The 9,303-nt window shown below is 73.8% G+C and carries 13 protein-coding genes; 9 read left to right on the forward strand and 4 right to left on the reverse strand.

Annotation, left to right across the window (positions count from 1 at the left end; translation table 11 throughout):
* The first annotated feature begins 20 nt into the window (after positions 1-20).
* The 3 genes from ACZ501_RS21245 to ACZ501_RS21255 all read left to right on the forward strand — a co-directional run bounded on the left by ACZ501_RS21245 (position 21) and on the right by ACZ501_RS21255 (position 2,412).
* On the forward strand, positions 21-1,001 hold the full coding sequence (locus tag ACZ501_RS21245; RefSeq protein ID WP_468797286.1) for an ABC transporter substrate-binding protein: 981 nt from the start codon (positions 21-23) through the stop codon (positions 999-1,001).
* 103 nt (positions 1,002-1,104) lie between these two features.
* Positions 1,105-2,082 carry a coiled-coil domain-containing protein gene (locus ACZ501_RS21250; RefSeq protein ID WP_361600383.1) on the forward strand — a complete coding sequence of 326 codons (978 nt, stop codon included), beginning with the start codon at positions 1,105-1,107 and terminating at the stop codon, positions 2,080-2,082.
* Positions 2,083-2,094: 12 nt separating this feature from the next.
* Entirely contained in the window at positions 2,095-2,412 is a 318-nt protein-coding gene (locus tag ACZ501_RS21255) for a CPCC family cysteine-rich protein (RefSeq protein ID WP_468797288.1), read from the forward strand.
* Between the two features lie 62 nt (positions 2,413-2,474).
* Here ACZ501_RS21255 and ACZ501_RS21260 read toward each other — a convergent pair whose 3' ends face one another.
* The 4 genes from ACZ501_RS21260 to ACZ501_RS21275 all read right to left on the reverse strand — a co-directional run bounded on the left by ACZ501_RS21260 (position 2,475) and on the right by ACZ501_RS21275 (position 5,308).
* The gene (locus ACZ501_RS21260; RefSeq protein WP_468797290.1) at positions 2,475-2,807 is read right to left on the reverse strand and encodes a hypothetical protein; all 333 of its coding nucleotides are present in this window, start codon (positions 2,805-2,807) and stop codon (positions 2,475-2,477) included.
* A gap of 108 nt (positions 2,808-2,915) precedes the next feature.
* Positions 2,916-3,131 (reverse strand): hypothetical protein, encoded by a 216-nt coding sequence (locus ACZ501_RS21265; RefSeq protein WP_361600374.1) that lies wholly within the window; start codon positions 3,129-3,131, stop codon positions 2,916-2,918.
* 37 nt (positions 3,132-3,168) lie between these two features.
* Positions 3,169-4,068: an arylamine N-acetyltransferase family protein gene (locus ACZ501_RS21270; RefSeq protein WP_468797292.1), complete on the reverse strand. Its 900-nt coding sequence runs from the start codon at positions 4,066-4,068 to the stop codon at positions 3,169-3,171.
* Positions 4,069-4,165: 97 nt separating this feature from the next.
* Positions 4,166-5,308 carry an NADH-quinone oxidoreductase subunit D gene (locus tag ACZ501_RS21275; RefSeq protein WP_361600368.1) on the reverse strand — a complete coding sequence of 381 codons (1,143 nt, stop codon included), beginning with the start codon at positions 5,306-5,308 and terminating at the stop codon, positions 4,166-4,168.
* A 31-nt stretch (positions 5,309-5,339) separates the two neighbouring features.
* On the opposite strand from ACZ501_RS21275, the gene ACZ501_RS21280 reads away from it, so the two are divergent.
* From ACZ501_RS21280 to ACZ501_RS21305, 6 genes are all read left to right on the forward strand, one after another.
* Entirely contained in the window at positions 5,340-5,831 is a 492-nt protein-coding gene (locus ACZ501_RS21280) for a PH domain-containing protein (protein WP_361600365.1), read from the forward strand.
* Positions 5,828-7,243, forward strand: coding sequence for a PH domain-containing protein (locus ACZ501_RS21285; RefSeq protein ID WP_468797294.1), 1,416 nt, complete (start codon positions 5,828-5,830; stop codon positions 7,241-7,243). Before ACZ501_RS21280 ends, ACZ501_RS21285 begins: the two co-directional genes overlap by 4 nt.
* A 1-nt stretch (position 7,244) precedes the next feature.
* Entirely contained in the window at positions 7,245-8,054 is an 810-nt protein-coding gene (locus tag ACZ501_RS21290; RefSeq protein ID WP_468797296.1) for a hypothetical protein, read from the forward strand.
* Positions 8,055-8,142: 88 nt separating this feature from the next.
* Positions 8,143-8,475: a hypothetical protein gene (locus tag ACZ501_RS21295; RefSeq protein WP_361600356.1), complete on the forward strand. Its 333-nt coding sequence runs from the start codon at positions 8,143-8,145 to the stop codon at positions 8,473-8,475.
* Between the two features lie 19 nt (positions 8,476-8,494).
* Positions 8,495-8,806 carry a pore-forming ESAT-6 family protein gene (locus ACZ501_RS21300; protein WP_361600353.1) on the forward strand — a complete coding sequence of 104 codons (312 nt, stop codon included), beginning with the start codon at positions 8,495-8,497 and terminating at the stop codon, positions 8,804-8,806.
* 39 nt (positions 8,807-8,845) lie between these two features.
* Complete coding sequence (locus ACZ501_RS21305; protein WP_361600350.1) at positions 8,846-9,226, forward strand: DUF6507 family protein; 381 nt, start codon at positions 8,846-8,848, stop codon at positions 9,224-9,226.
* Positions 9,227-9,303: the final 77 nt, after the last annotated feature.

A 9,303-nucleotide genomic window follows, 5' to 3' on the forward strand; every position in this document is an offset into this window, starting at 1 on the left:
CCTGATTCCCAAGGAGCATGATGAGCAAGTCCACGCGCATCCTCGGCGCGACCCTGGCCGCGGTGGCCCTGACCGCATCGCTCGGCGCGTGCGGGGGCGAGAGCCTGGAGAAGTCCCAGGACGGCGGCTCCTCCGGCCCGGCCGGGGGCGGCAAGGGCCGGCTGGTGGTCGGCGCGGCGGGCTTCACCGAGTCCAACGTGCTGGCCGAGCTGTACGCACAGGTGCTCAGGGCGGCCGGTTACGACACCTCGATCACCACCGTCAACAACCGCGAGCTGTACGAGCCGTCGCTGGAGAAGGGCGAGATCGACGTCGCCCCGGAGTACGCCGCCACGCTCGCCGAGTTCCTCAACGCCAAGGTGAACGGACCGGACGCGCCCAAGGACAAGCCGGTCGCCTCCAGCGATGCGGCGGCGACGGTCGCGGCGCTGGAGAAGCTCGCGGCGCCGCTGGGGCTGAAGGCGCTGCCGGCGGGCGCGGCGGTCGACCAGAACGCCTTCGCGGTCAGCCGGGAATTCGCGCAGAAGAACAACCTGAAGACGCTTTCCGATCTTGGTAAGTCGGGGCTGAAGGTGCGGATCGCGGCGGGTGACGAATGCGCCGTCCGGCCCTTCTGCGCACCGGGGCTCGAAAAGACCTACGGCATCTCGGTTTCCGGTATCGACCCCAAGGGCGTCGGCACCCCGCAGGCCAAGCAGGCCGTCAAGGACGGGGCGGCCCAGCTGGTGCTGACCACCACCACCGACGCCACCCTCGACGGCTACGGCCTGGTCCTGCTGGAGGACGACAAGAAGCTCCAGAACGCCGACAACGTGCTTCCGGTCGTCAACGCCAAGGACGCCGGGGCCCCGGAGGTCGCGGCCGCCCTCGACCGGCTGACCAAGGTGCTGACGACCGCCGACCTCGTCGAGCTGAACCGCAAGGTGGACGCGGAACGGGCCAAGCCGGCGGACGCCGCGAAGGCCTATCTGGACTCCAAGGGCCTGCTGCGGAAGCAGTAGTTCGGCTTGATGGCGCTTGATGGCCAATTGTGGGGCGGCCGCCCGGGAAAGGATTGCCGGGCGGGTACCCCACGCGCCGCCCACGCCCTGTAAATTTCAGGCCATGCCCCGTGGACGCCACCGCAATCCCGAGCCCCTCCACCGACTTCTCACGCCGACGGCCGTCGCCGGGGTTTCCGTCGCCAGTGCCGGCGCGGCCTGGCTGCTCGCGGAACCCCTCGCCCTGCGCCTGCTCGTCGCCCTCACGGCGGCCGCGGGCGTGGGCGGTGCCGTCCTCATGCGCTCCTGGGACCGGGCGGCCGGCCGCCGGGTGGCCGAGCTGGCGCGCGAGCGCGTCAAGGACGAGTGGAAGACCGACGAGCGGATAGCCGAGCTCGAATCCGACCTGGAGGAGGCGCGCCTCCTGCGCGCCCGGCTCGACGCGAAGCTGCGCGCCAAGCGGGTCGAACTGGCGGGCCTGCGCGGCGAGCACGCCGCGCTGCTGCGCCGGTACGCGACCGCCGAGACCGAGCGCGCCAGTGCCCTGGAGAAGCGCCGCCTGCTGGCCCTCGAGGCCGCCGGGGCCCCGGCGGCCGGCCCCAGGGAGCTGCCCGCGGTGTCCGAGGAGCGCACCGGCAGCGGCGCGCCCACCCCGGTCGGCTACGCCCGGGCGCACGCCGCGATGTCGGCGCTGGCGCGCACGGCGCAGGAACGGTACGCCGCAACGGCCGCGCACACCCGTCCGGCTGCCCCCGCACCGGCGGTCCCCGCCCCGGCCCGCCGGCCGGCGGCGCCCGTGGCCCCGTACGCGGCCCAGCGCCGCTCCGCCTCCCGGGTCGAGGGCGGCTTCGACTTCTTCGGCACCAAGAACGCCGCGCAGGCCCGCGCCGCGATCGAGTCCGTGCAGAACGAGGACCTGGCCGACGTCGTCGGAGCCGAGGCCCTCGCCGTCCACAAGGCGGAGTCGGCGGGCACCGACGCCGAGCCGGAGTTCAAGGCGGCCACCCCCGAACAGCGGGCGGTGGGCCAGGTCATCGACCTGACGGCCCACGACGAGACCGAGCCCATCGACGTGGCCCGGCTCCGCACGGCGATTTCCTAGGCGGTGTCGTCAGTGCGCGAGCGGCGCCAGGGGCGCCCGGGCGAGGTCTTCGACTGCCCCTGCTGCTTCCAGCCGACGCTGGGGTCGAGCGCGTTGTTCGAGATCTGCGGCGAGTGCGGCTGGGAGGACGACGGCCAGGACGACGCCGACGCCGACCGGGTATGGGGCGGCCCCAACGGCCGGCTGAGCCTGACCGAAGCCCGCCGCGAGTACCGGGAGTGGGTGGCGGCCGGGGACGCCGACGCCTCCTCGGTGACGCAGGACGGGCCCGGGGCCTGGCGGACGGCGGCCCGCGCCGCCCTGTCAGAGGAGCCGGAGGGCAGCTCCTAGGCGCGGCCCGGACGCGCGGTTCCTCCACAGCCTGTGGAAAGACGCACGGCACCGGAACGGGCTCAGGGAAAAACCGGGACGAGCCCCACCGCCACCAGCTCCAGCAGGAGCTGCGCGGTCAGCGCGCCCGGGCGCATCCGCTCCGGACCGGCCAGCGCGAGCACCGTCGCCGCCAGCGCCGCACCGGACAGCGCCAGGAACAGCAGGACGGGGAACGGCGCGCAGCCGCCGTACATCAGGCAGCGGCTGCCCTGCTCGGTGGCCAGGACCAGGATCTTCGCCACCACCAGCGCGGGCACGAACAGCACGGCGGCGATCAGCGCGCGCACGCGGATCCGGGCGGCCCCGGCGGACGGGGGCGCGGCGACGGCTGCGGGGCGGGGGGTCCAGGTCATGCCGCCATCCTGTCCGGGCGGACCGGCACGGGCATCCGTACGCGTACTCAGTCCGTGCGGCCCCCGTACCCGGGTGGGCCCCCCTACCCGGGCGGGCGCCCGGCGGGCTCAGAACAGCGGCAGCTGACCCGGATGCGGTCCGAGGACGAACCCGTCCAGCACCGGGGCGGAGGCGCCGAGCACCACACGGGCCCGGGAGCCGGGGCAGGACACCATGTCACCGCGTCCACGACCGGCCGGCGGGTCGTGGCGGGCGATCCGGCCGGCCGTCACGGCGCAGTCGCGGCCGCAGGAGGGGCAGGCGCGTCGGGGTGAGTGGGACATGCCCCCAGTGTGCCCGGCCGCACCGACACCGAAGCCGTCAGGAGGCCGCCACGGCCGCCCCCTCAGGCCCCTCGGCCCGGTGTGGCCCGGCCTCCCGGGACGCCCGCCACGCCCGGTGCGCCCGGTCCACCCGCGCCCACAGGGCCTCCCGGTCGGCGGCCGTCAGGTCGTCGGTGTTCCGCCCGAAGGTGCCCGCCACGGCCTCGAAGAACTCCCGGGGCCCGGCCAGTTCCCGTTCCTGCACCGGCTTCCCGGCGGTGACGCGGCTCAGGACCCTCCCGCGCAGGACGTCCACGCCGTCGGCGTCGCGCCGGAACAGCGCGAGGGTCCGTACGAAGGAGGAGTCCGCCGAGGTGGACAGCCAGGTGTGCGTCTCCTCGAAGTCGGCGGTCGTCGCGGGCGCGTCACGGAAGTTCACCCGGGGCATGGGGCTGTCGGGGGTGAGGTAGCTCCAGCCGGGCCCCTCGCCCTCCAGGGGCTCCAGCCGCTCCAGTGCGTAGCGGAAGCCGCCCTGCTCCCACGCGCCCTCGCGCAGCGGCAGCGGCTCGTGCGGGCCGTCCCCGAGCCCCACGTCCACCCAGTACGCGGTCCCGCCGGTGCGGACGGTCAGGCTCAGGTGGTGCCCGTTGACCGCGCGCGAGGAGGCGTCCGCCTCGACACCGCCGAGGTGGCGGGTCACGTCGTAGCCCAGGTGTTCCAGGAGCGCCGCGAAGCCGCCGTTGAGGTGGAAGCAGTAGCCGCCGAATCCGGCGGCGATCCGGCGGGCCGACAGCTCCGGGTCGATGCCGGGCGGCCGGCCCAGCTGGATGTCGACGTTGTCGTAGGAGACGCGCTCCACGTGGGCGCGCTGGAGGGCGAACAGCCCCTCCGCGGAGGGGGTTCCCGGGGCGGTGATGCCGAGCCGGCGCAGGTAGTCCGAGTAGGTGCCAGTGGTCATGGGGGGACCCTAGGACGCCGCCGCGCCCCGGCCCGGGCGGGTTCGCACCGGACTGTCAGGTCCGGGGCGCGCCGGGGGCCGCGGCGGGAGGGCGCGGCTACTTGTCGATGTCGCCGACGACGAAGAAGAGCGAGCCCAGGATCGACACCATGTCCGCGACCAGCTGCCCCGGCAGGAGCACGGCCAGCGCCTGGATGTTGTTGAAGGAGGCGCTGCGCAGCTTCAGCCGGTACGGGGTCTTCTCGCCCTTGGACACCAGGTAGTAGCCGTTGATGCCGAGCGGGTTCTCCGTCCAGGCGTACGTGCTCCCCTCGGGCGCCTTCAGCACCTTCGGCAGCCGCTGGTTGACCGGGCCGGGCGGCAGCTCGGCCATCCGGTCCAGGCAGGCCACGGCCAGGTCGAGGGCGTTGTGCGTCTGGTCGAGCAGCACCTCGAAGCGGGCCAGGCAGTCGCCCTCGGTACGGGTGACCACCGTGAGGACGTCCTGGAGGTCCCCGTAGGCCAGGTACGGCTCGTCGCGGCGCAGGTCGAAGTCCACGCCGGAGGCGCGCGCGATCGGGCCGGAGACCCCGTACGCGTGCACCGCCTCGGCGGACAGGACGCCGACGCCGCGGGTACGGCCGCGGAAGATCTCGTTGCCGTGGACCAGCTTGTCGTACACGTCCATGCGGGTGCGGACGTCGGCGATGGCGGCGCGCGCCCGGCCGAGCCAGCCGGCGGGGAGGTCCTCCTTGAGGCCGCCGACGCGGTTGAACATGTAGTGCATGCGGCCGCCGGAGATCTCCTCCATGACGGCCTGGAGCTCCTCGCGCTCGCGGAACGCGTGGAAGATCGGGGTGATCCCGCCCAGTTCGAGGGGGTACGACCCGAGGAACATCAGGTGGTTCAGCACCCGGTTCAGCTCGGCGAGGAGCGTACGCATCCACACCGCGCGCTCGGGGACCTCCATGCCGAGCATCCGCTCGACGGCCATGACGACGCCGAGCTCGTTGGAGAACGCGGAGAGCCAGTCGTGGCGGTTCGCGAGCATCACGATCTGGCGGTAGTCGCGCGCCTCGAAGAGCTTCTCGGCACCCCGGTGCATGTAGCCGACCACCGGTTCGGCGCTGGCGATGCGCTCGCCGTCCAGGACGAGCCGCAGGCGCAGCACGCCGTGGGTGGAAGGGTGCTGGGGTCCGATGTTGAGCACCATGTCGGTGCTCTCCGCCGCACCGCCGATGCCGACCGTGGTCTCCGTCATGGGCGCATTGTCTCAGTCCTAGGGTGGGCCCATGGAGACGGGGACGAAGGGTGAGACGGGCCGGCCGGACTGGGTGGGCCTGCCGGGCGGGCTCCGCAGGCTCCGGCGGCTGCTGCTGGTGGTCTGGACGGTGCCCCTCACGGTGGCCACCGGCGTGTCGCTGGGGCTGGCGGCCGGGCCGGGGTGGGCGGCCTTCGCGGCGTTCTGGCCCGGTGTCCTGGGCTGGGGGTGGGTGCTGGTGGGGCGGAACTGGCGGTCCTGGCGGTACGCGGAGCGGGCGGACGACCTGCTGATCAGCCGGGGCGTGCTGTGGCGGGAGGAGACGGTGGTCCCGTACGGGCGGATGCAGCTGGTGGAGGTGACGTCGGGGCCGCTGGAGCGCCGCTTCGGGCTGGCCTCCGTCCAGCTGCACACGGCGGCCGCGGCGACGGACGCCAAGATCCCGGGACTGGCCCCGGAGGAGGCGGAACGCCTCCGCGACCGCCTGACGGCCCTGGGCGGAGCAAGGTCGGCGGGCCTGTGACGGAGCACCCCGCGAGCACCCCGCGCCACGACCCGCCGCCCCCGCAGCCGGGGGACACCCCCACGCCCCCGCCGCCCCCGGACACGGCACCGCCCCCCGCGGCCCCCGTCCCCCCGTCCGGCGGCGGCGAGCGCCGGCTGCACGTCCTGACCCCCCTGCGCCGCGCCTGGGTCCCGATCGCCGCCACCGCCGGCGTCGTCCTCCAGCAGGGCGACCGCGTCCAGGAGTGGATCACCGGCCTCACCCCGGCCCTGCGGCTGCTCACCGTCGCCGCACTGGTCCTCGTCTTCGGCACGTACGGCTTCCTCAGCTGGTGGTTCACCCACTACGCCGTCACCGACACCGAGCTCCGCATCCGCACCGGACTGCTCTTCCGCCGCACCGCCCACATCCGCCTCGACCGCATCCAGGCCGTCGATGTCACCCGCCCCCTGCCGGCCCGCATCGCGGGGGTCGCCAAGCTCCGGCTCGACGTCATCGGCACCGAGGAGAAGGACGAGCTCGCCTTCCTCGACGAACGCCACGCCGTCGCCCTGCGCGCCGAGCTGCTCGCCCGGGCGGCCGGCTTCGCGCCCGCCGAGGCCGTCGCCGTCGGCCAGGCCCCGGCGCGGGAGCTGCTGCGGGTGCCCGTGCGGGACCTGGTGGCCTCCCTGCTGCTCAGCCTCGACGTGTGGGCGGCGCTCGCCGGCGGGCTCACCGCCCCGGTGGCCGTGTGGTGGTTCAGCGGCAGCCCCTGGGCGGCCGCGGCCATCCTGCTGCCGCTGCTCGGCGCGGCCTGGACCGCCAGCCTGGGCCGTTTCCTCGCCGGGTACGACTGGACCGTCGCCGAGTCCCCCGACGGGCTCCGCCTGGACCACGGGCTGCTGGACCGGGTCCACGAGACCGTCCCGCCGGGCCGCGTGCAGACCGTGCGGATCGTGGAGCCGCTGCTGTGGCGGCGGCTCGGCTGGGTCCGGGTGGAACTGGCCGTCGCGGGCTCCAGGAACGAGCTGCTGGTCCCGGTGGCCACCCGGGCCGCCGCCCACGCCCTGATCGCCCGCGTGCTGCCGGGCGCGGACCCGGCCGGCCTGGTCTTCAGCCCGTCCCCGCGGACCGGCGCGCGCTGGGTGGTGCCGGTGTGGTGGAAGGGGTACGGCCTGGCCGTCTCGGACGAGGTCTTCGCCGCCCGGCGCGGGCGCCTGTGCCGGCGTACGGAGATCGTTCCGCATGCGAAGGTACAGAGCGTGCGCCGCTCACAGGGCCCGTGGGAGCGCGCCCGCGGGGTGGCCGACCTGCACGTGGACACCGGCGCGGACAAGACGGTCACGGCCCGGCTGCGCTCCGCCGACGAGGCCTCCGGCCTGCTGCACGACCAGGCGGTCCGCTCCCGCACCTCCCGCGCGGCGGCCCGCCCCGACCGATGGATGACCTGACATGACGACGGCCTACGAGCGCCTGCTGGGGACCGGTTTCGACGGCGCCCCCGCCGACGACCCCTACGACGTGATCTACGGCGGGTACGACGATCCGGCCCACCGCGACCGCGTCCCCGGCCTCACCGCCCTGCTGGCCGACCCCGGCGCGGCCGCCGGCGAACGCCTCATGGCCCTGGTCGCCCTGGTGTCCTGGGCGGAGCCCGCCGGGTTCGAGGCGGTCGTCCGGGCCGCCGGCACCGACCCCCGCGCGACCCCCTGGTACGGCTGGTCCACCGACCGCTGGTTCTCGGCGGACCGCAGCTACGGCCTCCTGTGCGAAGCGGCCGCGGGCAGCGACGAGTTGGCCGGTGAGAAGGGCACCTCGGAGCTGCGCACCGCGACCCTCCGCGCCCTGGTCGCCCTCGCCGACCGCGAGGGCTTCGACGACCGGCTGGGCGACTGCCTCGACGCACGGGCCGTACGGGACTGCCTGCCCGGGATCCGTACCGTCGTCGAACGGGGCCTCGCCCGGATGCGGGCCGGCGAGCGCTTCCACTTCGACGTGGAGACGCAACTCGTGGACCTGGCGGGCGCGGTGACCCAGGTCGACGAGGAACTGGCCGTGGAACTGCTCACACCGCTGCTCGGCAACGCCCCCTCCGGCCGCGCCCTCCGGCACGCCGCGGGCCCCGTGTCCCGCTGCCGGGTCCCGGCCGGCAGGGCGCTGGCCGCCCGGCTGTGGGACTCTGGCGACGCGTACGTACGGGAGGTGCTGGGGGCACGGAAACCAGCCGGGGGCGATTTTCGGCCAGACGTCCAGGCGGGATGAAACCGTGTTTGTGTTCGCAACGTCCCTTCGGTAGACAGGTAGACAGCCAGGAACGCAAGTGACGGCACAACACGTCAGGGGTGGGTGAATGAAGTTCGACATGGGCAGCACGACGCTGTCCGAGCTGGGCAAGGCCACGAGCGGCTCCAGCGACGACCTCGGCACGCTGATCAAGCTGCTGATCGCCGCGGCGGACCCGCTGGAGGGCAAGTTCAACGGCGTCGGCCGGACCGCTTTCGACTCCTTCAAGCGGCGCTCCGACGCGATCACCGCCGAGCTGAACGGATCGCTGCGCGCCATCCTCGGCGGTCAGGCCGGGATGGACACCTCGTTCAACACCGGTGCCCAGGAGCAGGGCGACAACGCCCACCAGAACATGGGCTCCGCCAACTTCGACGCCGCCCGCTTCGGCGCGCGCTGACACCGGGGGACTGAAGGACATGGGACAGAACCAGGACCGCACCTCGTACGACATCGGGGCCTCCGTCGAGGTCCAGGGCGGACTCGGCGGCATCATCGGCCAGCTGGAGCGGGTGCTCGGCGACCGTGAGGCCGCGGTGAAGGCGGCCATGGCCGAGTTCACCGCCGACGGCGTCTCGGACGAATACCACGGCAAGGAAGCCCGCTGGCACAAGGCGGCGAACGAGGTGCGCGACATCATCCGCCTCGTCCGCAGCACGCTGGAGCAGAACGACGCGACCGCGCACGCCACGCTGCAGAAGGCCAAGGCGGCGGTCGACGCCATCGGCTGACGCCGGCCGGGACGGACACGAGGGACACGGGGGTAGGGCATGAACTGGGACATCAAACCGTCCGGTGTGCAGGGCGTCATCAACAAGACGATCACCGCCGCCGAGGGCTTCCAGAAGGCGGGCAAGTCGCTCCAGACGGAGCTGCCGGAGGCCGCGAAGCACGCGGGCACGGTCACTCCGGGCGGCGGCACCGGCGGTGAGGGCGGCGGCATGGGCCCGATCGCCGGCGCGCTGGGTGAGCTCATGAAGTCCCACGAGTACCGTCTCGGCTACATAGGGGCCCGTACGGAGGCCTCGATCAACGGTGCCGTGAAGGCCACGACGGCATACGTGCAGGGCAACATCGAGCAGGCCCAGAACGCCCAGAACGAGGCGCTGAAGGAACCGAAGGTCGACCTTCCCGGGGCGGGTCAGAAGTGACCGACCACGTACCGATCAATCCGTGCACGATCCCGCAGTTCACGGGTGACCTGGACGCGTTGGAGCAGGACCATGCG

Source organism: Streptomyces sp. NPDC034085 (genome assembly GCF_055575555.1).

Bases quoted from the DNA above. Each gene is read 5' to 3' on its own strand.
- ACZ501_RS21245 (WP_468797286.1), top strand. From the start codon at position 21: ATGAGCAAGTCCACGCGCATCCTCGGCGCGACCCTGGCCGCGGTGGCC.
- ACZ501_RS21280 (WP_361600365.1), top strand. From the start codon at position 5,340: ATGGAGACGGGGACGAAGGGTGAGACGGGCCGGCCGGACTGGGTGGGC.
- ACZ501_RS21275 (WP_361600368.1), bottom strand. From the start codon at position 5,308: ATGACGGAGACCACGGTCGGCATCGGCGGTGCGGCGGAGAGCACCGAC.
- ACZ501_RS21305 (WP_361600350.1), top strand. From the start codon at position 8,846: ATGAACTGGGACATCAAACCGTCCGGTGTGCAGGGCGTCATCAACAAG.
- ACZ501_RS21265 (WP_361600374.1), bottom strand. From the start codon at position 3,131: ATGTCCCACTCACCCCGACGCGCCTGCCCCTCCTGCGGCCGCGACTGC.
- ACZ501_RS21290 (WP_468797296.1), top strand. From the start codon at position 7,245: ATGACGACGGCCTACGAGCGCCTGCTGGGGACCGGTTTCGACGGCGCC.
- ACZ501_RS21250 (WP_361600383.1), top strand. From the start codon at position 1,105: ATGCCCCGTGGACGCCACCGCAATCCCGAGCCCCTCCACCGACTTCTC.
- ACZ501_RS21260 (WP_468797290.1), bottom strand. From the start codon at position 2,807: ATGACCTGGACCCCCCGCCCCGCAGCCGTCGCCGCGCCCCCGTCCGCC.
- ACZ501_RS21300 (WP_361600353.1), top strand. From the start codon at position 8,495: ATGGGACAGAACCAGGACCGCACCTCGTACGACATCGGGGCCTCCGTC.
- ACZ501_RS21270 (WP_468797292.1), bottom strand. From the start codon at position 4,068: ATGACCACTGGCACCTACTCGGACTACCTGCGCCGGCTCGGCATCACC.
- ACZ501_RS21295 (WP_361600356.1), top strand. From the start codon at position 8,143: ATGAAGTTCGACATGGGCAGCACGACGCTGTCCGAGCTGGGCAAGGCC.